The sequence below is a fragment of the Paenibacillus sp. FSL R10-2199 genome (assembly GCF_038000235.1).
Taxonomy (GTDB): domain Bacteria; phylum Bacillota; class Bacilli; order Paenibacillales; family Paenibacillaceae; genus Paenibacillus_AQ; species Paenibacillus_AQ phytohabitans.
On the sequence record NZ_JBBOBO010000002.1, the window covers coordinates 1354809 to 1379219 of the forward strand.

The 24411-nt window shown below is 46.8% G+C and carries 26 protein-coding genes and 1 tRNA gene; 6 read left to right on the forward strand and 21 right to left on the reverse strand.

The window, feature by feature from the left end; all coding sequences use genetic code 11:
- The first annotated feature begins 172 nt into the window (after window positions 1–172).
- Entirely contained in the window at window positions 173–457 is a 285-nt protein-coding gene (locus NYE33_RS33675) for a hypothetical protein (RefSeq protein WP_341069677.1), read from the forward strand.
- A gap of 360 nt (window positions 458–817) precedes the next feature.
- Here NYE33_RS33675 and NYE33_RS33680 read toward each other — a convergent pair whose 3' ends face one another.
- A complete protein-coding gene (locus NYE33_RS33680; protein WP_341069679.1) occupies window positions 818–1657 on the reverse strand; it encodes a hypothetical protein in 840 nt (279 codons plus the stop codon).
- A gap of 1123 nt (window positions 1658–2780) precedes the next feature.
- Here NYE33_RS33680 and NYE33_RS33685 point away from each other — a divergent pair.
- Window positions 2781–3668, forward strand: coding sequence for a trypsin-like peptidase domain-containing protein (locus NYE33_RS33685; RefSeq protein WP_341069682.1), 888 nt, complete (start codon window positions 2781–2783; stop codon window positions 3666–3668).
- A gap of 155 nt (window positions 3669–3823) precedes the next feature.
- Here NYE33_RS33685 and NYE33_RS33690 read toward each other — a convergent pair whose 3' ends face one another.
- The 5 genes from NYE33_RS33690 to NYE33_RS33710 form a co-directional block, all read right to left on the reverse strand.
- A complete protein-coding gene (locus NYE33_RS33690; RefSeq protein ID WP_341069685.1) occupies window positions 3824–4024 on the reverse strand; it encodes a hypothetical protein in 201 nt (66 codons plus the stop codon).
- Window positions 4025–4433: 409 nt separating this feature from the next.
- Window positions 4434–4991: a hypothetical protein gene (locus tag NYE33_RS33695; RefSeq protein WP_341069688.1), complete on the reverse strand. Its 558-nt coding sequence runs from the start codon at window positions 4989–4991 to the stop codon at window positions 4434–4436.
- An 18-nt stretch (window positions 4992–5009) separates the two neighbouring features.
- Window positions 5010–5801 carry a type II secretion system F family protein gene (locus NYE33_RS33700; RefSeq protein ID WP_042140822.1) on the reverse strand — a complete coding sequence of 264 codons (792 nt, stop codon included), beginning with the start codon at window positions 5799–5801 and terminating at the stop codon, window positions 5010–5012.
- Window positions 5802–5820: 19 nt separating this feature from the next.
- Window positions 5821–7137, reverse strand: coding sequence for a CpaF family protein (locus tag NYE33_RS33705; protein WP_341069690.1), 1317 nt, complete (start codon window positions 7135–7137; stop codon window positions 5821–5823).
- Window positions 7134–8291 carry a hypothetical protein gene (locus NYE33_RS33710; RefSeq protein ID WP_076242372.1) on the reverse strand — a complete coding sequence of 386 codons (1158 nt, stop codon included), beginning with the start codon at window positions 8289–8291 and terminating at the stop codon, window positions 7134–7136. Before NYE33_RS33710 ends, NYE33_RS33705 begins: the two co-directional genes overlap by 4 nt.
- A gap of 293 nt (window positions 8292–8584) precedes the next feature.
- Between NYE33_RS33710 and NYE33_RS33715 the strand changes: the two genes are divergently transcribed.
- Window positions 8585–9775, forward strand: coding sequence for a copper amine oxidase N-terminal domain-containing protein (locus NYE33_RS33715; protein ID WP_341069693.1), 1191 nt, complete (start codon window positions 8585–8587; stop codon window positions 9773–9775).
- Window positions 9776–9884: 109 nt separating this feature from the next.
- Here the strand turns inward: NYE33_RS33715 and NYE33_RS33720 are convergent, their stop codons facing one another.
- From NYE33_RS33720 to NYE33_RS33730, 3 genes are all read right to left on the reverse strand, one after another.
- Window positions 9885–10283 (reverse strand): thiol-disulfide oxidoreductase DCC family protein, encoded by a 399-nt coding sequence (locus NYE33_RS33720; protein WP_336103098.1) that lies wholly within the window; start codon window positions 10281–10283, stop codon window positions 9885–9887.
- A gap of 127 nt (window positions 10284–10410) precedes the next feature.
- Window positions 10411–10689: a hypothetical protein gene (locus NYE33_RS33725; protein WP_039296361.1), complete on the reverse strand. Its 279-nt coding sequence runs from the start codon at window positions 10687–10689 to the stop codon at window positions 10411–10413.
- 283 nt (window positions 10690–10972) lie between these two features.
- On the reverse strand, window positions 10973–11392 hold the full coding sequence (locus tag NYE33_RS33730; protein ID WP_042140820.1) for an organic hydroperoxide resistance protein: 420 nt from the start codon (window positions 11390–11392) through the stop codon (window positions 10973–10975).
- Window positions 11393–11579: 187 nt separating this feature from the next.
- Here NYE33_RS33730 and NYE33_RS33735 point away from each other — a divergent pair, with 187 nt between their 5' ends.
- Complete coding sequence (locus tag NYE33_RS33735; protein ID WP_076242370.1) at window positions 11580–12059, forward strand: glutathione peroxidase; 480 nt, start codon at window positions 11580–11582, stop codon at window positions 12057–12059.
- A 139-nt stretch (window positions 12060–12198) separates the two neighbouring features.
- Here NYE33_RS33735 and NYE33_RS33740 read toward each other — a convergent pair whose 3' ends face one another.
- From NYE33_RS33740 to NYE33_RS33750, 3 genes are all read right to left on the reverse strand, one after another.
- Window positions 12199–13113 (reverse strand): polysaccharide deacetylase family protein, encoded by a 915-nt coding sequence (locus NYE33_RS33740; protein WP_076242369.1) that lies wholly within the window; start codon window positions 13111–13113, stop codon window positions 12199–12201.
- Between the two features lie 123 nt (window positions 13114–13236).
- Window positions 13237–13319, reverse strand: a tRNA-Leu gene (locus NYE33_RS33745).
- A 119-nt stretch (window positions 13320–13438) separates the two neighbouring features.
- A complete protein-coding gene (locus NYE33_RS33750) occupies window positions 13439–13807 on the reverse strand; it encodes a helix-turn-helix domain-containing protein (RefSeq protein ID WP_042134309.1) in 369 nt (122 codons plus the stop codon).
- 148 nt (window positions 13808–13955) lie between these two features.
- Between NYE33_RS33750 and NYE33_RS33755 the strand changes: the two genes are divergently transcribed.
- Together NYE33_RS33755 and NYE33_RS33760 are read left to right on the forward strand one after the other, a co-directional pair.
- Entirely contained in the window at window positions 13956–14153 is a 198-nt protein-coding gene (locus tag NYE33_RS33755) for a Rha family transcriptional regulator (protein WP_076242814.1), read from the forward strand.
- Window positions 14154–14189: 36 nt separating this feature from the next.
- Complete coding sequence (locus NYE33_RS33760) at window positions 14190–14831, forward strand: hypothetical protein (protein WP_076242368.1); 642 nt, start codon at window positions 14190–14192, stop codon at window positions 14829–14831.
- A gap of 19 nt (window positions 14832–14850) precedes the next feature.
- Here the strand turns inward: NYE33_RS33760 and NYE33_RS33765 are convergent, their stop codons facing one another.
- The 9 genes from NYE33_RS33765 to NYE33_RS33805 form a co-directional block, all read right to left on the reverse strand.
- Complete coding sequence (locus NYE33_RS33765; RefSeq protein WP_341069696.1) at window positions 14851–15843, reverse strand: hypothetical protein; 993 nt, start codon at window positions 15841–15843, stop codon at window positions 14851–14853.
- The gene (locus tag NYE33_RS33770; protein WP_042134303.1) at window positions 15840–16277 is read right to left on the reverse strand and encodes a DUF3788 domain-containing protein; all 438 of its coding nucleotides are present in this window, start codon (window positions 16275–16277) and stop codon (window positions 15840–15842) included. The genes NYE33_RS33765 and NYE33_RS33770 overlap by 4 nt, the downstream gene beginning before the upstream one ends.
- A gap of 531 nt (window positions 16278–16808) precedes the next feature.
- Entirely contained in the window at window positions 16809–17210 is a 402-nt protein-coding gene (locus NYE33_RS33775; protein ID WP_179093403.1) for a hypothetical protein, read from the reverse strand.
- A gap of 17 nt (window positions 17211–17227) precedes the next feature.
- Entirely contained in the window at window positions 17228–17380 is a 153-nt protein-coding gene (locus NYE33_RS33780) for a deaminase domain-containing protein (RefSeq protein WP_081969850.1), read from the reverse strand.
- On the reverse strand, window positions 17355–18041 hold the full coding sequence (locus NYE33_RS33785; RefSeq protein WP_340947706.1) for a hypothetical protein: 687 nt from the start codon (window positions 18039–18041) through the stop codon (window positions 17355–17357). The genes NYE33_RS33780 and NYE33_RS33785 overlap by 26 nt, the downstream gene beginning before the upstream one ends.
- Window positions 18042–18414: 373 nt before the next feature.
- Window positions 18415–18756, reverse strand: a complete 342-nt coding sequence (locus NYE33_RS33790) for an Imm3 family immunity protein (RefSeq protein ID WP_042134298.1) — start codon at window positions 18754–18756, stop codon at window positions 18415–18417.
- A 32-nt stretch (window positions 18757–18788) separates the two neighbouring features.
- Window positions 18789–20897 (reverse strand): deaminase domain-containing protein, encoded by a 2109-nt coding sequence (locus NYE33_RS33795; RefSeq protein WP_052421705.1) that lies wholly within the window; start codon window positions 20895–20897, stop codon window positions 18789–18791.
- A 109-nt stretch (window positions 20898–21006) separates the two neighbouring features.
- A complete protein-coding gene (locus tag NYE33_RS33800; RefSeq protein WP_042134296.1) occupies window positions 21007–21306 on the reverse strand; it encodes a WXG100 family type VII secretion target in 300 nt (99 codons plus the stop codon).
- A gap of 189 nt (window positions 21307–21495) precedes the next feature.
- Window positions 21496–24150 carry a DUF5704 domain-containing protein gene (locus NYE33_RS33805; protein ID WP_341069700.1) on the reverse strand — a complete coding sequence of 885 codons (2655 nt, stop codon included), beginning with the start codon at window positions 24148–24150 and terminating at the stop codon, window positions 21496–21498.
- Window positions 24151–24411 lie beyond the last annotated feature (261 nt).

Sequence of the window (24411 nt, forward strand, 5' to 3'; positions counted from 1 at the left end):
CAGGTACGTTCGACCAGGCTACTTTAATCCTCTATGCAAATGAAAAAAGGATCAACCAGAAAGAACTGGTTGATCTCATAATACGAACGGGCAGGTTAATGCAACTTTCTAACCCCCAACTCGTATACACGAATGGCATGGAAAAATAACCATTTTATGGGGGGAGATGTAGTTGAAAGCATCAAATAAAGTCGTTACGCAATTTCTCCTAGCAGTTTCAGTAATCGTAATGATCATAGGGTATATACAATTAAATAACTCTGTTTTATGGGGCACTGAAAAAGTACTTGAATATATGGTTGTGCAGGGCGGTATGGATTCAGTACAGTACAATATCATATTGCAAGGGTTTATAGAACAAATTAAGTGGAGTGGAAGCATTCTATTAGGACTTGGTGGGATTCTATTTATAGCCTGCATTGCTTTAGTTCTGAATAAGCGTTCAGGTTTGAACTAACGGGAAACATTAGTTTAATGGAAACAGCGGCAACCAAGACTTAGGCAGTTAAGTCTTAGTCGCCGCTTCTTCTTTTGATGAACCCCCAGCTTATCTTATTTAAGAGCATCCTTCCGAGCAATCTGTACGTTCGGACGCAAATAATTACTGTTATTCTTTGAATCAATGATGAGTTGTAGCTGCTTATCATTTGGTTTTACTCACATAGATGATTCCCCATCCATATGTCTACAGGGGCCACAATTTAAAATTGAACCTTTCAGATTATCATCCTTTGTTGGATGAATCGCTCTTTGCCCCTTCAGTAAACCAGATTCTTCACGTGCCGTCTAGAAGCCCTCTTAAAAAAAACACGTTAGTTTACTTAGGTCCCTCTAACAACCATTCTTTAAAAAGCCTCAGCGCAGATATCGTTGTAATTAATTTATATGCATCTATTTTACTCCACGCTGATGGATTATCCCTCCCATGAAGAACTCTGTTTCTATTTATTAAGTTCGAACGGGAGTTATTAAATGGTCTATTCTTAAATAAACTATTTTCTAGGAGATAAACAATGGATGACCCAATGATATTATCAAAGCTTGTTGTTTCATCTTTTTCTTTAAGTTTAGGCCGTATAACATTAATGAGTCTCCATCCAATATCTTCGGTTTGACCAATGTTTTTAAGCTCATGCTCAATTGCTGTTAGTAGTGATGGAATACAGACTTTAAACATATTACTTTCAATGGATTCAAAACACTCCCGATAAAATTCTTCCCAATCCTTATTACTTGAAGAGAGAATATACTCCTTCTCATTCTTATACAAGCTGAAACCATTTGCTTCGAAATACTCTAAAAATTGTTTATTCTTACTATTCTGAACATCTGTAGTTCCGCCAATCCGTCTATATTCAGGTAGAGACATACAAGCTGAAAGACACCAGCCATACTTCACATTGCTAACACATTCCTTTGTCAAATTTGTATAGAATTCTCCCCAATCATTTTCGGGGATCTCAGGAATATCAATCGTGGGTTTCTGTATTTGTTCAAGTAGTTCAATGTACTCCTCTATAGCTTCCAATATTGGTAGAATACATTCTAATTCTTGCGGCACCTTATCTTTAAAAAGCTTATGTACTGGTTTTGGCCATTTAGCATGTGTCTGTGACATCTCATTGATTTCATTGGAATCCTTTTCATTTAAACTCATCGTATCGCCTCCCTCTCTTACTTCTACTCCCAAAATACTACAAATCTGAAGTAGCCGACTACAACTCAAAAATCGCTTTCCTCAAATATCCGCTTATGTAATCAGGCAAATAAATAAATGCTTTCATTTAAGTTGCCTCAATCAGTAACACATAATCAATATCAGCGTTCCTATATTATCACGTCTAGCTGCGTCGGAATACAGGGCAGAAGTATTACGACATCGTGAAAATAAAGTTGCCCTCATGAGCTAAAATTGCCCAATGAAGCATTACGCTAAAGGGAAACATTAGTTTGATGGAAACAGCGGCGACCAAGACTTAGGAAATAAAATCTTAGTCGAAGCTTCTTTATTAATAAATCACTCCAGCTTAACTTATTAAAGAACATCCTTACGAACAATCTGTACGTTAGCTGTTGTTACTTTGAATCGATGATAGTGTAATCGCAGCATTTAAAGAAAATACGTAAGAAAAAAGGATAATGAAACAATAAATATAAATATATACATGTAAAAAAAAAGCCCCCTCGCAATGATCGAGGGAGCTGTCGGCGTTACTGATGTCCAGCGAGGTACATGTATACTATGAATATGCATGTTAGTGTTATTGAAGACCCTATCGAGTAAAAAACCTCGAACCTCCCTATAGTTTTGTTTTTCTCTGTATTCGAAAGCAGTGTGTCTTTGATGAGCACATAAAAAAAGGTTAACCACACACATGCAAAAACGAATAGCGCAAGAGCAGTAATACCGAAAGAATCACTAATAAAATTTTCCATACTAGTACCTCCATAAAAAAAAGGAAGACTATTTTATCTATCTAAATAGCCCTGTTTTGGACAAAAAAAAAGTCCGCCACATAATTATTTTACCATTAATTCCACTTAAATGTAATACCATAAAAAAAGATACAGCGCTATGTATCTTTTTTTTTAATTGACTCACTATACTAATGGTTTTAATACGCCTCAACGTTAAAGTCGAAAAATTATATTAAACTAACTTCTTCACCTGTTTGTTCTCATGCAATGTCTCACTCAATAGAAAATAAACTGTAATAAATGGCATATATTCCCCGATATTTAGGGAGTAAAATTGAAAAAAATACTAATCGGAGGTTTTCATGGACAACAAACAAGAACCATCCATTGAGGAAATTATCATCCCTCATTTGGAGCAAGCAAAAAAAATGCTTGCAAACAGAGAACAGGAAAATCTGAGTCAGCTATTGAGTGAAGTAATTGATCTTTTGCAGGATCACAAAGCGCAAATTGAGCACGGAGCGCTTAGAAACACAGCTTATGCCGATCTGCTCTTTCGCTATTTGCCATGTTTCGTGACTCCAATCATCATTACAGGGGAAGGAGAAATTCATAACGGTACCTGCTTTTTTGTGGAACTCGAAAACAAATGCATTGCCATAACAAATCATCATGTGGTCCAATTTTGGCGAGACCTTCGAAAAGAAGGAAAGCCCGCAGGTTTTCAAATTGGCGATCTGATTAGCACTGGAAATCTAGAAGAGCTGATCCTTGGCGATTCGGATTTACTTGATCTCGCCACGATACTAATTACCAGCGATATTAAAGAGGAACTGACACAAAAAGGAAAGCAGTTCTTCCGTTACCACCATACACGTAACGCTGAAGTGGGAGATCGGGTGTTTGCTTTAGGCTGGCCAGGCGTCCTGCGGGAAGACGAACCTGATGAGCGCCAAACCACCTCTTATTTTGTCGGAATCCAGGGAGATGTGATGGATGCGACCGACCGTAAGTTGATTGTGAGTCTAGATCGGGAAAATTGGGAAAAACATATGGGTGAACGGGAACTAGAAGAGTTGACTGTATTTGGCGGAATGAGCGGCGGGCCTATCTTCCTTTTTGTCGACGGTGTGCTCCATCTGGTCGGGGTGATCTTTCAAGACTTGGGTAAGGACGGTCTGTGGGGAGAGGGACTTCAAGCCGTTCATGCTCATTTCATAAAGCCAGATGGCTCGATTGAGGAGTTATGATTGGAATGATCAATGTCCATGAGAAAGGCATTGAAATTACTATAGAGTTACTCCTCTAACGGAAACATTAGTTTAATGGAAACAGCGGCGACCAAGACTTAAGCAGTAAGTTCATGGTCACCGCTTCTTCTTTTGATAAACAAACCAAACTTAGCTTATTGAAGAACATCCTTACGGTCGATCTGTACGTTCGAACGCAAATAATAACAGTCATTACTTTGAATCGCCGATGAGCTGTAGCTGCTTATCATTTGATTTTCTTCACATAGCTGATCTCCCATCCATATGTCTACAAGCGCACCAATTAACATTGCACTTCTTAGCTCATCATCGGTTGTGATGAATCGTTTATTCATTTATAACACTCCTCTTCTAATGGGCTCCATTTCGCGTATAAGCCCTCCTATGTTTTAACCTCATGTTCCCTTGTGTATGAAACAAAAAGGCGTCTGCGGAGCAATTAAGCGGGCTTCCTTTTATGTCACATGTTTCCTTAGCTATGACCATTCTTGATATTTAAAATCAGCGCCATCATCCTTCGTTTTTCCATTGCCAACTTTAAATTAATCGCTTCGGACGTTCTATATTCGATTTTCGGGCTTTTCATTGCCAACTTTAAATGCGCTTTTCCAACTTTAATTGTGCTTTGCCAACTTTTTTTATCATTGCCAACTATATTTAATCGAAACACCATTTTTACAATTAATTACATTTGATGATCGACTTTAATCTCTCATGATCAACTTTAATCTCTCATGATCAACTTTAATCTCTCATGATCAACTTTAATTTACTGGAACAGTTGACACAGCGGAGGATTGCCCGCTGCACCGTCTCGCCTGCACCAACAAGCAAGACTAGGCTATTCAGCAGCTCCGGCAGCTCAAGCAGGATTTGCTGCTCCCGCAGGCGCACCTTCTTGTGCAGGTCACTGACCATCGCAACCGGAAGTAGAACTGCCAGGAGGCCGCCAATTGAGATTCCCGCCTGCTCACCCGTAAACAAGGTTAGTGCGCTGCCTCCTGTGATCAACAGCCAGCTGTAGCTGAACATCTCTCCAATGAATAGCAAAGTTCTTTCTGCGCTATGGCGCATGCCGTAGATCCGCTGCAGTGAGCTCTGAATTTTGAACATTACTGCCGGGATTAGGCTAACGACCTTCCCCTTCTCCACAAGCAGCAGGATTGGCTCGCCCAGCCACCGCAGCCGGAGCCCTGCCATGGGCAGCTCACGCAGCGCTGCGTAGCGGCCGCTGCATTTGAAGCGCAGAATCATCCAGCCGGCGGTGAAGATAAGCATGACTGCAGCACATAACAGTGACATGTCAACCCTCCCTCCTCTTCACAATGGAATATCCATGATCTTGGAGGTCCAGAGATAGCAGAGAAATAAGGCAATCAGCGCCAGCGTGGAGACCCCTATTCCAGCACCTGTATACATCGGCTGCATATAGTCTCCCGCTGTCAGGCTCATGAACATCACCATCATCAGCGGAGAGACGAGTAAGGCCTTGGCCTCAAATTTCTTCTGGGCAATACTGACCGCAATATCCTGCTGAATATCCAGCTTCTCTCCAATAATTGTAGAAGTGCGGCGCACGATCTCCACGAGATCCCCGCCCGTCCGCTTGCAGACCATGAATACATCTGCAAAACGTTCCACATCCTCCATGCCTGCCCTTTTGCTGAAATCATACAGCGCCTCTTCTACCGGCTCCCCGTACTCCATGCGGGTACAGATAATATTCAGCTCAGCGATCATGTCACCGCTTCCCTCAGGGTCAAGCATCCGTAGATCAAGCACCGCCTCGCGAAATGCATTCTCTACCGACCGTCCGGCAGATAGCGATGAAGAGAGCGAGAATAGCATCTGCTTGAACTGCAGATTAAGCGCTGAGCGCCGGCGCTGGAGCAGATATTTGCGCAGCAGGCGGGGGCCGGCTGCACTGCCCGGCACAAGCAGCACAGAGAGAAGCAGATGATGATAGAACAGGTAACCAAGGCCAAATAACAGTACACCCCCTGTCAGAATGACCAGAATTCGTTGCATGGCGTTCAATTCGTACCGGGTATAATCCGGAAGCACTGCTTGCTCGCCCGCAGCAGACCCGCCAGGCGGCTGAACCGGCTTTATTCCTTTCGCGAATATCCTTCTATCCGCTTTGGGTACACTCTGGCTTCTGTTCTTCAAGGCATTCAGGACACAACCTCCTCTGGCTTCCGGCTGGCTGAGCTGAAGCGCGCAGCAATGAATAATCACTGATTCCGGCCATTCGCAGTTTGTTTATATGCAGCAGCGGATTGCCACAGGCGGCAAGGCCGCCAAGTACCCGGCCATCCCGTTCCCCGGTTTCCCGAAATTCATATAACGGATTCAGCTCGACCTCTCCGCTGCGCAGACCCGTAACTTCACAAATCTCCATGACTCTGCGCGAACGGTCCCGCAGCCGTGAGAGATGTACGAATATATCAATCGCTGACCCGATCTGCTGACGGACTACAGCTACCGGCAGCTCCGCAGCACTGAGGACCATAGTTTCCAGACGGCTGACCATATCATGCGCACTGTTGGAGTGGCCTGTTGATAAACTTCCGTCATGGCCGGTATTCATCGCCTGCAGCATATCCAGGCACTCTGCTCCACGCACCTCACCAACAACAATACGGTTCGGCCGCATCCGCAGTGAAGTGCGGATCAGATCGCGGATGGTAATCTCACCCCTTCCTTCCGTGTTGGCATTTCTGGTCTCCAGCGAGACCAGATTCGGGACCGTGACAATCTGCAGCTCCGCAGAATCCTCTACCGTAATCACACGCTCCTGCGGCGGTATGAACTGCGACAGGGCATTCAGAAAGGTAGTCTTTCCCGAGCCTGTCCCCCCGCTGATGAAGATGTTGTACTTGGCCGCAACCAGAATCTGCAGCAGCTCTGCAGCTTCCTGACTGAGCGCTTCACGCGTCACCAGCTCGGCCATGGTCATAGGTGTCTCAGGGAACTTGCGGATGGTCATTGCCGGGCCCCTTAGCGCAGCAGGCGGCAGCACGATATTGACACGCGAACCGTCCTGCAGCCGGGCATCTACAATTGGCGAAGACTCATTCACCACCCGGTTAACACCTGAGACTACAGTCTGGATAATATCCTCCAGCCGGCTTCTGGATTCAAAAGCCAGCGGCAGTCTGCGGATCATGCCATCCTCCTCCACAAAGATCTCCTCATGGCTATTGATCATAATCTCGGTAATGGCCGGATTATCTATCAGCGGCTGCAGGATATCCAGCCCCCGGAAGGAGTCGAACAGCTTCTTCACCAGCTCGTGCTTCTCCTTGGCCGTCAAAAATTGCAGATTGTCCCGTCCAAGAATAATCCGTTCAATAAAAACGGCAAGCTCATGGTTTCCTATGGCCGAAGTAACGTCCAGCCCTGCCCGGATGTCGCTGCGCAGTGCTCTGAACATTTCTTCATTCATGCAGAACTCCCGGTAAATACGCCCGGCAAAGCCGGTTCAATTATGCTTCTGCAGAGCTGCTGTACTCCCGCTATGAATTGAGGTGAGCTCAGGCACAGCTCTCCGTAATGCTGCATCCCCCAGGAAGGAATATACGGAAGTGTACCCGCCAGCCCGGTTCGGGCATCCGCGAGGTTGTCATTCACCGCATCCGAACAGCAGTTCATCACGAATCTGCTCCTGGCTCTCAGTTCCGTGGGCATGCCGGAATGCGGGCTGTCGAAGTAGGTAAGCCAGCGTTCCGTCTTGTGCCGGCTTACCTGCTCGTTCTTCAGTACCCACAGCAGGAGTCCGCATCTGTGTAATACAGCCTGAGCCCGCTCCTCCTCAATGCTTCCGGTATCCGCAATGATCACATCATAGCTTCCGGACGCAGCCAGCCCTTCTAATATCTCCAGCGTATCCTGCCGTGACATCTGAAGCATTTCCCTGAAATTCTCCACAGGTCTGAATGCATCACAACGCAGGCTATCATGCCTGAACGCATAATCCTTCCATAAGGGCTTCCCCCTCCCTCCCTTGTTCTCTCCCCCAGCCTTGAGTTCGTAGAGCAGGCGTTCAAAGCCCGGAGCGTTACCGCCCGGCATCCGCAGATATAATCCGCTGCTGTCCACACTCTCCAGGTTGAGGTAGAACACCGAGAGGCCGAGTGCACCAAGCTGCTTCGCCATATTCAGGGCAAGCGTTGTTTTGCCGCTGCTGCCGCTTGCCGAGACAACCCCCAGCAGCAGTGTTTGCTCCTTGGGAGCAGCAGCAGTCCTGACCCGCTTCAGATCACACAGCTGGAGAACGGACTCCAGCAGCGAGGGAAGCGCCTGGTATTTGGCAATCCTCATTCCTCCTGCCACATTACCGGCATTCGGCAGATCTCCCGCATCACTCAACACTGCCCACGGAACCGTGCTCCTTCCTTCCACCAGCCAAGCTTCAATGAAGGAAGGGTCACCGGCAACGGCATCCGGAATCTCGTCTCCCTTCATAAATTCCATAAAAGTGTCCAGCCTGCTGAACGCTGTGATCCGCAGCATTTCCCCATACTCACTATGGTGAAGATAATGCAGCAGCGGTTCAATGTACTCGCTCTCCCGGACTGCAAGTACAATTCTTGCCGTCATGAAATCACTCTCCTCTCAGAATATTGGCAAAAATGGCAGCAAAAAAAGCACCGCCAATAACCGTGGGATACGGTCATTGAACGGTGCTTCCGTTACTGTTCCTTAATTTACAGCTATAGTAGCATATATATAAGAGCTCAGCAATATCTTTTTTACCAATATCCGAGTGAACCTCCCAGAATCCCCCTACCTTACATGTCCTGCAAGGGATATGTGATCATTCTCCGCGTACCTTTATAATACATACGTACATACATAAGTTAGTCCAGATTATAGAGAGGAGTTTTACAATTATGAAACTAATTCCCGGATTCCTTGCCGTTCTTGCCTTATCCGGTGCAGTCAGCTTATCCGCTGCCGCAGCAGAACAACCTATTACAGTCCTGATTGATCAGCAGAAGCTGAACCTGAGCTCCAGCTCGCCGGTCAAAGACAACGATTCTATCCTCGTGCCTATGCGCCCGATCTTCGAGAAGCTGGGCCTGGAGCTTACCTGGGATGCCAAGACCAGCACCATCACCGCCAGTAAGGAAGGCCTGAGCATCAAGCTGCAGATCGGCAGCAAAAAAGCAAGCGTGAATGGAACGGTCAAGTCGCTGGTATCCGCTCCCCGGATGATTAATAATGTGACGTATGTCCCGCTGCGCTTCGTCAGTGAAGCTACCGGCAACCAGGTGAGCTGGGATGCCAAAGCTAATACCGTAGCGATTACCAGCGCAGCAGACACTGCTGCATCCACCAAAGAAATCTCAGCCCTGTTCGATAAGTACGCCGACTATTTGAATAATGAGAATGCCAAAGGTTTCGTGTCGCTTATCGATCCGCAGTCTCCGCTAACCGCGATTGGTCCGCAGCTTGAGGAACAAATGGCGGAGTATGATACCAAGACCACCATTGAGCAGCTGAACATTATTGATGTGCAGAAGAGTGAAGCAACTGTGCAGACGATCGAAACCAGCAAGAAGCTCGGCGGTGCTTTTATGCTGAACAGCAAAGCTGAGTACATCTATTCCCTGACCCGGAGTACCGCCAGCACACAGTGGCAGATCAGCAATCTGCAGATCAAAGCAATAGAGTATTCCCTTCCGGAGGGGACACTCGAAGCAGCAGTTTCGGTCCCCAAAGCTGAGGAAGATCTGATCAATGCTGTGGTTCAGGCTAATTTTGATTATACCAACAAAGAGAACCTGGACGGCCTGCTCTCGACCATTGACGAGACTTCTCCCGCATATACTCAGACCAAACAGGTGTATGCCCAGATGTTCCAGGTCTATGATCTGGATTCCGCTATCGAGTCTTCCAAGATCATTGATTATACAGCCGATGAAGCTTCCGTATATCTGGTGCAGACGACCAAGAAACTAAGCGGTCCTGCGTTACCGGATAGCCGCTCCACCACTGTGACAACCCTGAAGAAGTCTGCTGACGGCAAATGGAAGCTATCCCAGAGCTATATGCTTAAAACGGAACCTTTGAAGCCGTAAGGAACTGCTCAGGAAACATTGAATTCATCTGCGTCAAAATAATCTGCACCCCAAAAAGCAGTGCCGCCCTCAGAGGACGGCACTGCTTTGTATTAAACCCGGTTTCCGGCTACAGGAATCTCCGCTTCAGATCCGGTGACGGGAGCAGACACTGTTCATCCCGGCCGAACCAGCGGTAGCGGTTCCTTGCCACAAGCCTGTACAAGGCGTTACGCAGCGGTTTCGGCACCAGGATGAACACATATGCGAGCGGCCACGGAAACCGCAGTCTGCGGGCAATCCGCAGCACTGCAGCCGACTCTGTATAATAGCAGCCGTTCTCCACAAGCACCACAGTGTTTAACTGATTGCCGGGCAGGCTGCCAGCCCTCAGCAATTCCTTGGCCGGCTCACTCTGCAAGGAGGCGAACATGAAGTTCGCCCGGGGATCACGGGGAACAATGAACCGGACCAGCCCCTGGCACAGATGACAGACTCCATCAATCAGCACAATGGATTTACCCTGCATTTCCTTGTACTCTTCAGCCACTTCGCCGCCCCCTTCCTCTTAATCATAGTGTACCCTTCATATCCTCTTCTGAAAAAAAACAAAAAACGCGGGATAGCTCCCGCGCCTACAACGTCCGTACGTGTAATTATTCAGCAATTGCCTTGTTAATCCACTCGTCCCCGATCATTTGCCCTTCGAAATCAGCTGTGAAGGAATCCATGCATCTGCAGATGAAATCTTTGCGGCATACCGGACATGGCGTCTTGAGCAGGCGGCTGATGTTCGTCATTTTCCATTCCGGAAACCGATTGTAGAACGCGCGGCACTCCGTTCCGTCAGCAAGCTTGATAATGAACTCGTACAATCCTTCCTTATCATTGCTGCTGGCTTTGGTCACATTCGTAATATTCGGTCTGTAAGACATCTTCATCACCCATTATTTAAATTTTTGGTAGTTAATAGCACACGCGACATTAACAGATACTTAGACATATTAAAGAATTTCCGGGGTGATGTCAACCAAACAGCAAGCTCGCGCCCGCTATTTATTGCACTTCTAACCTTCTCCGACTCTATTTAGCCATTATTCCCAGCTTTGTTCATTCCTACCCGTTGTTTCTGCGGCTCCACATAGTATAAGACCGGACATCGGCTGTCCGGCCTTATACGGGAACATATCATTTTCAATGATATAACTTCACCATACCTTACAGTACGTTCAGTTCAACCTCAATATTTCCGCGGGTCGCCTTCGAGTACGGGCAGAAATCATGAGCTTTCTTCGCCAGATCTTCCGCTACAGACCGTTCAATACCCGGCAGCTTCACATCCAGTTTAACCGCAAGCTTGAAGCCTCCGTCGCTCTCGTCCTTGCCAATCAGCACGTTGGAAGTGATCTCCACATCCTGCAGCTTCACGCCCTCCTTACGGGCAATGTTGGCTAGTGCACTCTCATAGCAGGCACCATACCCTGCCGCGAACAGCTGCTCAGGATTCGTACCGGCACCGCCGGGACCGCCAAGCTCCTTCGGAATTTTGAGGTCATGCTTAAGGGCTCCATCCGATGATTCCACTGAACCCTCGCGGCCCCCGCGAACGGTTGCTGTAGCTGTATATAACGCCTTCAGTTGCACTGCAGTCATCTTTGATCTTCTCCTTTTTCAAGCGGATTTTGTACCGACACATACCTTTAACTTAAACATCCCCTGCATTTTGAAACGATTATGCAATGTTGTCACAACCTGGAGGGTTGCTTCTGACGGTGAATAGTGTACAATTAAATTGTGATAAATCAATGTTCGGGAGGAATTATCCATGAGTGTCTATGATTATGAAGCCAACACCCTTAAGGGCCAGGAAGAATCACTCTCCAAATACAAAGGTAAAGTACTGCTTGTCGTGAACACAGCCAGCAAATGCGGTTTCACTCCTCAATATAAGGGTCTCCAGGAAGTGTACGATAAATTCAAAGACCGCGGATTCGAAGTTCTGGGGTTCCCCAGCAACCAATTCGCCGGACAGGAGCCGGGTGAGAGCGAAGACATCGCCGAGTTCTGCGAGATTAATTACGGTGTAACCTTCCCTATGTATGAGAAAATCAATGTCAACGGCAATGAAGCCCATCCTTTATTCAAATATCTCTCCAAAGAAGCACCCGGCGTACTCGGCTCCAAGAGCGTGAAATGGAATTTCACTAAATTCCTGGTGGATCAGGAAGGCCGCGTGCTGAAGCGGTTCTCACCGCAAACCACACCGGACCAGATTGAAGCAGACATCGCCAAGCTGCTGGAGTAGAGCGACCTAATTCATCTGTCTGCCGCAAAATACAAACACCCTTACTGCCCGCATGAATGCCGGGTGTAAAGGGTGTTTTTTTCATCTTAAGCTTACCGGTAACTTCCTGTAATTAACCCCGGCGCAAGCCTTGCCTTATCTAGCCCAAGCGCATCTGTTCACGTACGTCCTTCCAGGATATCAATCGGATTTCTTCGTCCACCAGCAGCTGTCTGAATTCCTTGTCCATACACAAGTTATATTCCATTTCTCTTTTGGCCGAAGAGGGGGTAAGGGTGCGCATTTCAGCAGTGTCCCTTGAAGGGTGCACGACCAGCTCCGTTATTCCAGCTTTCATTTCTTGGATGGCCTGCGATAATTGCCGCCTCACATCAGGATAACCTTCCCCCTGCTCCTGCTCATAAGGCAGAATGATTAAATCATCAATCAGCGGGATTCCCCGGCGGTCTGCCGAATGAATTCTCTTCTGGAACAACTCCCGCATCTGCGGAGATAAAAAAGACTGGTTCACAATGTTCCGGGGCAGCTTGAACGGCAGCCGGTATTCCTCACACAAGTCGAAGGCCAGCTCCAGAAAATCGCGTCCGCCCGCCAGTCCCAATAGACTGCCCTCATGACTGTCCAGATGTGTCGGATCAATCCCCATCCGTATGGCGGCTTCGATCTGATTGCGTACTTCAGTCCTGACTGCTTCTTCAGCAGCCTGAAGCTCCACTTCAGCCGATGTCCCCCAAAAGTACCCCTCTTGAGTCATTAACGATTGAACCCTTCCATCTCTCGTCACCGGCCCCCACTTATACTGCGGGAAACTGGAAGTAAGCGTAAGATGCACACCGATATTCGCTTCGCGGTTATGTGCGGCATAGTCAGCTGCCTGCTTAGCCCAGGGCCCTGGCATCATAATCATGGCGGAAGTAATGGCCCCTGTGTCCCAAAGCTTCATAATCGCCTCATTCATAGAGTGGCACATGCCGAAATCATCCGCAGTAATAATCAGGCAGCGCCCGTTCAGACTCCGCTTCCCACTCCATTCTTTACTCCGTCCGGTATACATTATCCTCATCCCCTTCTTATTTGATTTCACTCCATGCTCCTGCAGCTGCAAACCCAAATAAACAGCAAAAAACCTGAAGTCCCTTATGGATAAGGAATTTCAGGTTTCTGCTGTTACATGTTATGCGGTAGAGAGGACTCGAACCTCCACGGGTATACACCCACTACCCCCTCAAGATAGCGTGTCTGCCATTCCACCACTACCGCGCGGTGTGTACAAATGTTAAAGCTTTGTTTGAGGCCAACATTCAATATTATAAATCCATTGCCGCAAAAAGTAAAGATCCCCTTTTAAGAATTTTCACTCCTGTCAGAGCATCGCTTATTTAATTAGAATTCCCGTCATCCGCCTTGCGCTTACGGTACTCTGTAAATTCAATGTATTCCTTGATAAACTCCTTCTCTTTCTGCAGCAGTTCATCCGTTTGGCAATTCAATTGCCGTATTTGGCCAAAAAAATAATCCTCTCCGCTTTCTTTCACCGTGTCCACACTCCGCTTGCCCAGAATCAGCCAATCGAGGCTGACATTAAAAAATGCGGCGATCTCAATCAGCTTATGCGTGCCGGGCGTCGACTTGCCCCGCTTCCAGTCTCCCATGTTGCCGGTGCTGATATTCAGCTGCTCACAGAAAGCTTTCTTCGTAAGTCCTTGCCGTTTGATGAGAGATTCAATTCGTTCGTAAATGGAGTGCATTCGGTAACCCGCCTTCCGCCAAAATGTTTTATACGTAAAAACGTTATTTTTTATTGTAAAATGACGTAAAAAAGTATATAATTAACTATTATTATGTCTTTTCCTAATTATAACATAGCGGCTGGATAGTCGATAAGAGGTGAGTGATCTGAACAGCAAACGACCTATTACTCCATATGGCTGGGCTATCAAACAGCGTCTGACAGAACTGCATTTGGACCAGAAGAAATTCTGTGAGTTACACGGCATCCCACCCTATCGGCTATCCAACCTGATTCACGGCACACGTAAAGCCGACCGCTACCGCCGCCAAGTCGCCGAACTGCTGAACCTCCCGCCATCCTAGCTTGTCATTCCTGCACCACCCAAGGAGCGATTACCATTGCCGGACAGTATCTCTTCTTCCATCATTCAATCCCTGAATGCCATGAAGCATAACTCGCTGGTAATCGGCAGCACTGGGGACATCCGTTTCGCCAGCGATCACTGGGAAGACTTTAACCGGCTGTACGGCTTCTCAAGTGCTGGGGACTGGCTCGAATTGAATGTGCTGGAGCTGTTTCGGCACAAGCTGGCTGATCCGGACGGGATGGTAAAGCTGGAGCAGCTGCTGTGTGATATTTTCAAGGGAATCCGCCTTGTTGCCAGCGCTCAGCTAACACTACTGACCTGGAATAACGGCAGCAGAATATTTCACCTGGATATCTTCCCGCTCCTTACTGAACAACAAGCACCCGCGCATCAGACTGCCGTCCTTACACTGCGTGATATTGGACCTTCCCCTAAGTCAGAGGAATCTGCCGGTCCTCCCCTTGTAACCCAGTGCCCCAGCGTCCATCTACACCCAAGCCCCCAGCTCGTGCCCATCTGTGCAGCCTGCAAATCAGTCCGCAGCAGCCAGGAGGAATGGATTACCATTGAACGTTTCCTGAAGCTGCAGCTCTCTTTACAGTTCACCCATGATATCTGCCCGGACTGTATCCGCGAGCTGTATCCGAAATATGCGGCGGCTCTGAAGTGGTGAATCCTGTTAATAAGCTCTGTTAGCGAGACCTTGCCAGAATAATTAATTCTCCATCCCATTCGGGAATAAACAAGTGGTTGTTATAATAGTCAAGACTGCAAATTTTGGGTAGCTGCAGAGCAAGCGGATTTATAGATATAGCTGAATCATTAATGTAAGAAGGGACTCTTGAAGTACGGCCAGCAATCGTGGTTATCCGCCCCGTTTCGTGTTCGACCGTTCGAACCACATGATTCTGTGTGTCTCCAATGAATAGATTGCCCGCCTCATCAATCGCCAAAGACCAGGGCCCATCGAAGTGCTCATCCTGATTAGATCCGAAGGTTGCCTCTAATGCCGAGCCGCCATCTCCGGAATAACCACCTGTCCCCGTACCTGCCACTCGTATTACTACATCACAGCTAACATCAATCATCCGTACACAATAATTCCCGCTATCCAGAACATAGATATTGCCATCAGGCCCGCGCCGCAGATCAAAAATCCAATTAAACTGCACTTCATCCCTTGCTGCCTTATCCTGCGCAACCCCTGGTACACCGTTACCGAAAGTGGTAAGCAGCCGGCCTTCAAGGTCGAACTTGTGCACTCTGCATCCGGTCACCTCATTAATCCACAAGAAACCGCCCGGATCATACTCGCAATTGCCGATGTCCTTCAGCCCCCATACGTCTCCGGCGATCAATAGCTGCGAACTGCCTGTAAAGTGATTTATCCGGAATACCTTGTTATTCCCGCTGCTTACAACCATGATTGTATCTGAATCTATTGTAGTCATATAAGTGGGGTTAGCCAGATCAACATGGATATGCCGGACTCCAGCCCTCACCGGTGACTTCCCGGCCGTCCAGCTGAGCGTATTGCTGCTCCTGCTTATTTTCCCCAGCCAATGTGTATCATGATCCAGTATGAACCGGTTCCCCTGACCGTCGTGAAAACCGAAATGACAGTATCCGTCGATAATTGTGCTCCGCTCTTCAAAATGCAGAATACGTTCAACCGTCCAGTTCATCGGCGGACTCTCGCTTTCCTCTTGATCAGAATCATCCTTTGGATATCCTCAAGCTGTCCGGCAGCTTCGACCCTTATCCATAACCATTTCCCGTCATGATACTGGGCTGCAGAATCATACACGGAGCGGAAAGCGCCGCTGAACTCTGCACATCTGTCCTGATATCCTTCAATCTCCTTTTTTCCAAGGACAAGCAGGACGGTAAATCCGTTTTTCTCCGGGAACATGTTAAATAGGGTTTTTCCACTTTTACGGTACCTGACGTTCCAGCCGTAATTCTTGCCGCCATAATTCCATTCGGCTACATGGTCGTAATGCTCCTCTGCAAAGCTCATTAATTGAACCCAGGCATCCTTCGCCCCACTTCCAAGAGATGAATACAGCTCGTCTTCCGTTGGCATTTCGTTTTTATCGGTAAACCGGTCACTATTCATACCTGCACTCCCCTGAATTTATGATTCAAAGCAAGCATTCGCAGGCTGTCATTACGAGTATTGTAGCATTTTATTGCAAAAAAACGGAAACCCTTATCGCTAAGGATTTCCGTTCTCCATAGCTTGATTCAATTCCGAAGGAATACCTTGCTGTGACAAATATACCCCAGATTTAACCAGTAGTGTCCGTTAGGCTCCATACCAGTGAGGACGGTCACTCTTGGCACGTAACTGCTGAAGCGCCTTTATCCATTGAAGCCAGCTTCTCATTACTAGGATGGTCTGACAGTAATACTGAAATGAATAGCAAGGCTAATCATGGTCGTATCTAACCATAATCAGCCTGCTTCGGTGACGAATAACGTTATTCGGTTACACCATTAAAGTATTCCCGTGCTTTCTAACAAAATAGTAAAATCTTCATAAGGGCATTACATGGTTATATCTGTTATTTGTTGACTGATGCTTTCATTCGGCACTAAGTAGCCTCCACCTGTTTAAGTTCGTAGTACCACCTTTACAACACTAACGTCAATCAACTTTCAAACCTAAGATGTATTCTACTCTTGACTTAGTAGCAAAGCTTGTCTCCCTAATTTTATACTCATCTTTACTATCAATTAATTTCTTACATACTTGAATATCTTGCACCAGCTTTTCAATGTCATTTTTATCTATATTTTCTTCGAATTCAACGTTTTCAAGGTAAATATCCAGCTTGTAATATATAAAATCAGCAATTTCTTTATATTTTAAACTCTCTATGGCAATAGAAATAAAATATAATGTTTTAGTAAATAAACTATCGTTTACTCTTCTCCAGTCTTCTTCCAAGGTTTTTGCTGAAACTTGAGCCACATTTAAACCTTCTTCTTCAATGTATTCCTCAAAATCTAGCCCTATTGATGATTTTATCGATTCATAACTTGTCATATTCATATCATCAGTCCTTATTTCATATTTTTAGAATAGACATTCAACTCAATATTTGGAAACTTACGTCTAAACCCCATAATTAAATTAGAACAACTTTGACACGCATCTAGTTCTGTAAACAAATCTATTCGCCCTTTAACATTAGGATCTTTTATTTGAGAGCGCATATTCTTCCTTCTCCAGCAGTGGTACGCTTTTGTCTGTAATGGAAGGATCGTAGTCACAGGCTTTGATAGCTGACTGCTTGTAATATCCGCTGAGGTCCTTCCCGGGCTGATACTGGACTTCGCTTATCCCCATCGACTTCAGCTTCTTGCGCGCTTCTTCTGCCTGCTGATGTGCAGCCTCCATTTGTGCCTGATTGCCAAAGGTCTTATACACCTCGTAGGCGGTCTGTGACTTTCCAATCTGCTCCCGTGCTTCGTAAATCTCTTTCAGCTTCATCTGCGCGGCCAGTCCATTGATGCTTACCAGGCCTGACTGCTGAATCATTCCCCGCAGCTTCTGCACCACCGGATCGCTGCTCCATTCATCCCTGGTACTTAGAATCGTTAACGTACATATCAGGCTGGTCACGGCCTTCTGTGCCAAGAAGGGGATAGAAAGTGGACCGAATGACCCACGGCTGCCTCCGCTTCCAAATAACCCTGCCAGTACACCCAGTTGCTGGCTGAGCTGACCTGCCTGCCGCTTATTCTCGGCTTGTACACCCTGGACGCCCTGAACGGCACTACGGATCAGATCCTCCAGCTTCTCAGCCTCGCTGGTTAATTCCTTGATGAGCAACTGGCTTTCTGATGGTTTGACCCTGCTAGGATGGTCTGACAATAATACTGAAATGAGAAAACAGGCCAATTATGTCGTTTTTGACTATAATTGGCCTGCTTCGGTAACGGAATAGCATTATTCGGGCTACAACATTAAAGTATCTTTGTACGTGCAATCAAAATAGTAAAAACTTTATCCGGGCATTATTATTGGTTGACTGATGCTTTCATTCAGACTCTGTGTAGCTTCCCAACAAAGAAAAACTTTGAAAAGCACGAAGTCAATCAAGGTTGTTTACTCCACCTGATCAAACTAAAATTGCGATAGTTCATACGGCACTTAATGCATCTATCTACCATCTACCATCAATCAGATAGTCACAGCACTAAAGATAACTCATTTTTAGCTCTATTTAAAAAACATATTCCCTTAATTAGGTTACTCTGAAAAGCCGCCTCCGTATCTCTTCTATCTCCTTTTTCACAATGTTTAGTTCAGCATCCTCAAATTGATTTAGTGTGTGCAATAATATATCGGCTTCTGTAAGTTTAAAAAACTCATCAGAAACATCGGGTCGAACTTCATTATGCTCAACGCTTAATTTCACCAAAATAATATAAATCATTAGTTTTTCCAATTCATTTGCTTCAATTACTGTTTCAAATTCATAAAGCGCTCTTTCAACTGATTGGGTGACATTCAGTCCAAGAGCTAAGGATTGGTCAAAATTTTCACGAACTATTTCACTAGCCTCTTCATAACTCCAAATCTCCATTGGAATCCTCTCTTCATTCAATCTTAATAGAATTATTTCTTTCCAGTATAAATGTTCAGTTGTATATTGGGATATCTTCTTCTAAATTCCAAGATAACATCACTACAGCTAGCACAGGCCAACCGTTCAGTAAATAAGTCAATAGTTCCAGTGGCTTGTGTGTTTTCCCCAAGTCTATATGCTACGTCTTCCAATATTTTAACTTCTGTATCCCATTCCCGGCTATAAGCTTTTTCTGTTCCAACATATCCATCCTTATCGACATTAATTGTTTCAAAGCTCCTTTGCTCTTTTGATTTTAATAAAATAAAACCGTCTGAACCTTTATCAGTTGCAAAGTTTACGCTACTGTGAGCTTTTAATTCATTAGGAAGTCCACTAATTTCTATCTTGGCAACACCTAGATTGCCAGATTTTTTGATTGAGCTTGGTAATTCACTTCTTATCTCATCAACTCGTTGTTGGAGTGCTGCTGCCACTCCAGTCTTTCCCTTCCCCCCAACCCGAACCTCCTCAAGCTCCTTACCCTTCCCATCAATCTCCGCCTTGGCCTTAGCGGTGCCATCCACCTCTTTAAACTTCACTTCACGGATAGACCCGTTCACGAGCTTCTTTACACTCGCCAGCCCTTTGCTGGCGGCGGTGAATAACGCATCTCCCGCTCCCGCTATTGTCGTGTTCACACCTACCGAGATTAAGCGCTCTCCCACGCTTTGCTTCCCATCATCCCGGTAATCGTTGATCGCGTCCATGGTTTCTTCAAGGGTTCCGCTGATCGCTCCGGCTACCATCGATTTAAGTAAGGTGGGCGAGAACTTACCTACCACGCCTGGTGTCTTCACTGCGCCCAAGAACTTCCAGGGCAGGCCGATGCTAATGAAGGTTCCGGCTATTTGTCCCGCTTTTTTTCCATACGGATCGTCCATTGGGTTCACATAGCCTTCCGGCATTGGACCTGCAATCCAGTCCCCCAGCATCCTTGGGAGTCCAAATGTGGCCGTGTTAATGGCTTGGACCATCATATTGCTTCCACCCATTAGGATGTTCGCCACTGTCTGATTCCCTACTCCGCTTCTCGCCAAACGGTCTTGATCTGCTGCTTCCTTATCCAGCTTCTCGTAATACGCCTTGAGTTCTTCATATATCCGGTCCTGTTCCTCAGCTGGTAAAGTAACCCAGTACGTTCCTTTCAGCCGCTCGATCACCGCCGGATCGTTCCGGTTCAGGATATCCGCTTCTGACACGCTGTTACGCGGGTCTACCGGCCCTATCGTTGCTTCCGGTTGGATCAGGGCCAACTGCTGCTTTGCCCACTCCCCCTGTATTCCCGGCTCCATCGCCATCCGCAGCAAAAGCGCATATTCTTCCTTCTCCAGCAGCGGTACGCTTTTGTCTGTAATGCTCGGATCGTAGTCACAGGCTTTGATCGCGGACTGCTTGTAATATCCGCTGAGGTCCTTCCCGGGCTGATACTGGACTTCGCTTATCCCCATCGACTTCAGCTTCTTGCGCGCTTCCTCCGCCTGCTGATGGGCCGCCTCCATTTGTGCCTGATTGCCAAAGTTCTTGTACACCTCGTAGGCGATCTGTGACTTTCCAATCTGCTCCCGTGCTTCGTAGATTTCCTTCAGCTTCATCTCCGCGGCCAGTCCATCGATGCTTACCAGGCCTGACTGCTGAATCATTCCCCGCAGCTTCTGCACCACCGGATCGCTGCTCCATTCATCCCGGGCACTCAGGATCGTTAACGTACGAATCAGGCTGGTCACGGCCTTCTGTGCCAGGAAGGGGATAGAAAGTGGACCGAATGACCCACGGCTGCCTGCGCTTCCGAATAGCCCTGCCAGTACACCCAGCTGCTGGCTGAGCTGACTTGCCTGCCGCTTATTCTCGGCTTGAACACTCTGAAATCCCTGGACGGCACTGCGTAACAGATCCTCTAGCTTCTCAGCTTCACTGGTTAATTCCTTGATGAGCACTTGAGCCTTTAGCAGCTCCTGCCCCAGCGGGATGCCGCCCCAGTCCGAGGCTTTTCCCTTGAACTGCAGATGCAGGCGGTTTGTGTCCTGGCTGACCAGTCCAATCTTCGTCCGCAGGCGCTCTACTTCATCGACATTGAACAATAGTTTCGTCGTCGCCATGGCTTCCCCCTGCTAGTTTCTAATAAAATCAGCTATGCAGTATGCTGCATAGCTGATTGCATTCTTATGTAGTGGGACTCTTGCTGTTTATTTGGATAAAGAAAATTATTTAGAAACTTTTGTTCTGAGCAGCTTTAATTTCTTTAGAAAGAGTTTCATAACTGTTCGAAACATTTCTCATATGAATTCCAATATTCTCAAGAGCTTGGCCAAATGCAGTAAAAGTTTTATCCATTCCTTTCACCTTTTCCGCAAACTCTCTTGCGGCAGTATCCTCCCAGATACTGTTCAACGTCGTAGCTGTAGTCGTAATTTTTTTCATTAAATTATCGTATTCTCCTTTTTGTTTTATAATATTCTCTGCAAGTGTTTTCAAACCATCATAGTTTACTGTTACTTTGTCTGCCATTATAAATCGCTCCTTATAAATCATATTTTTATATAAAAATGAACTTGAAAAACACAATTATTAATTTGAAGGAATTTCAAGTTCATTAGTATAACTCAGGTTTCACTTAATTTATTTATCGGATAAACGCGTAAATTATTTTATATTTTATTCCTTTAAAAGAACTTTTTACCTTAATTTAAATTATCTTCATTTCCCCTGCCCCTGATAGTCATTGCGCACCGAGAAATCCGATTCGAACAGGATTATATCTCCCGAGGTAAAGGAAAAGGTCTGCCCCATTTCATCTGTGTCTGCGGTCATCTGGCCCTCAATCGACCACATATTGGCTTCAGGCGCTTTGTAGCCCAGAATGCGGGTGCCGGCATCACTATTTTTGACCGTATAAATTTCGAACTTCACCAGGATATATCCGCCGGTAATGAACTCCTGTTCATGGCCGTCCAGTGCGCCTCCATAATGATTCGCCAAAGTCACAATGTTAGTCCCCTTGGGCAGGATATAAGGAGCTATCGGCAGGTTGTATTCCCCGTACCAGTGCTGCACGCTGCGTACTGCGGCAACGGGGTTTACTCCATTCGGAATATTCGTAGGACCGACTAAGGTACGGGATGTATAAGGCAGAATTTCCAGGTTATAGCCTTCGGAAATCTCGGTTTTACGCTTTATATACTTCTCGTAGAACTTCAGCCAATTAGTTTGTCCCCGCTCCGCCTCCGCGAGGATATAGTTATACTCATAGCTGGCCGCCGTGGATAACTCACCGCCTGATATATTCCGCAGGCCATCGGCCAAGCGGTAGGTGCGGGTATAGCTCAACTTGTCCTTCGGTGAGCCGACGCCGATCATCTTATTGCCCGAACCCGAGACGTCATAATACAAATCTACGGGCGCTGCACTTCCTCCGGTTTTCGGAATAAAGTAGAAGCTTGGCTCAATGCGAATTCCCTCTCCCGGCTGCCACAGATTCCCAATGGTCCGGAAATCGAACAGAAACGAGTAGCCGTTATGCGGAACCGTTATTTGCTCCGTGGGATGTGAACCTTTGCGGATAGGGAGATGCCACTGTCTTTGTCCGCTTAAAGCCGTTGGTGCACCATTCTCATCGTTCCCGCCCGTATAATACATTGCGCTGCTATGGTCCAAATTGCCCGTTCCCGTGCGGAATACTTTTTCAAACCGGAAATCTCCGATATCCCAGATCCGAAAATCGAACAGCCGCCCGACCACACCGACATTGAAGCTCTCTGCTGCGCAGTAATTCGCCAGATTACCGTTCAGATTAACCTGACACAACTCCGCCCCGTCTGAAGGTGCATTAATTGCCCAGGATTGTGTATGAATGGTATAGTCCCCTTCGTTAACCCAAGTAGGCATGGTAAAGTTCATGTACGGTGTCCCGACAGGGATGTTGATCCAGGTGTTTTCCGGGTAATACTGCCCCTCTTGGAACACACCGAACGGAAACTGGATGCGTTTGTTCTGCGTGTACTTGCCATAATCCCGGTTGCCGTAGCCGGGAATGTTCAGGTGCTGCCCGCTCTCTGTGAAATGAACAGTAAAGGGCCGGTCCAGAATCAGCACCGTCCGATCGTAATCCGGGTCCATCCGCTGGTCGTAAGGACGGTTATCATCCGGGAGAAGCGAATAGTTGACGACGGGTGTGTGTACGGTGATGGAGTTAATTCCATTGATTGGATACGACTGGTCCCCCTGTCCCTCCACATTCTCCGGCAGCATCGTGTAATATATTGAGCCAGAACTGGCCGCATTTGCCCGGTTGAGCAGACTCCGGTTAATCATCAACTGGCCTTGATAAAGTACATCGCCTCCGGTATCCTGCGGATCGGCAATCCTTCCCGGAACGGGCCCGGTCTTTGTAGAGACAGTGTCATCCATAATTATCTGTCCGTTGAATACCAGCCGGTCATTCTGCACCTTTGGATCGTTCGTTTGCGATTCTGCAAGACTCTTAAGCTCCGCTGAATCATCAACATCGTCCGGGCCAGGTTCATGGTCCCCACCATCAACCACCTCCGGCGTAAACGATAGGGTTCCTGTCTCTTGGGGAACAACATGCTCTTCCACCACTGTGCTATTGGCAAGTTCAAGCGCTGGAGGATTATAGTTATTAGGGTAAAGTGTGACTGAACCATCCGGCAGTGCATAGTTCTCCATCAGTGCCCGGTCGATTTGATAGACAGATAACTGATCGATCTGCCAGTACGCATATTCTCTAGGCGTCAGTTCAAAGGTATAGGTTTTGTCAAAGGATGAATCTTTGGGAATTGGATCTTGGGGGATCGGATCTCCACCATCCTCTCCCGGAAGATCCGGCTGCGCTTCCTCCCATTTAGTAGGATAGGTAACATCCACACTGCAGGAATAGCGTATCTGCCCTGCCATATTGGCAAAGGTATGTTCAAACAAATAATTCTTTCCCCACGCATTGGCGTATAAATGATCTGAGGTAGGAATTCCGGTCGGTGCATCAAAATGTATCCCATTCGCTGCATCATCACCCAGAATGACCCCGCTCGCTGCCGGGTCCATAAATGATGCTTGCGGAGCCGCAATCTTGTTCGGAGGTTGAATGGTGTAGGTGCATTCGCCTGAGCCGGAGCCTTCTCCCCCGCCTACGGTTATGGTAGCAGTTCCATATAGGGAATATGGATATTTGTTCCACTTGGCTGTGATATGTGCAGTTCCTTCTGCATGGGCCACTACTTTCCCATACTGGTCTACAGTAGCTACTGCTGAATTATCTGAGCTCCAGATCGTATTCGTTGTCGCCGATGTCACATCGTTCCAATTGTTGGAGAAATCGGTCATATCAGTAGCCATTGTCCGCACCTGAGCCTGCAGATTTTTCGAATCATTAACTTGAAGAGTAGCATTTTGGAGTACACGCATTTGTTTCTTTTCAACTACATATCCTTCGTATTTTACATCCATTGGAATATAGTATTCTGCTGTATATTTATTCGCCCCATCCGCTCTAGTACCAAATTTTGTTTTTAGATTATAATTTAACGGATAGCCCGTATAGACCTTGATGTTAGCTGTCATTGTACCTGCCTGAAACTCCGGATTTCCGCCAGCCAC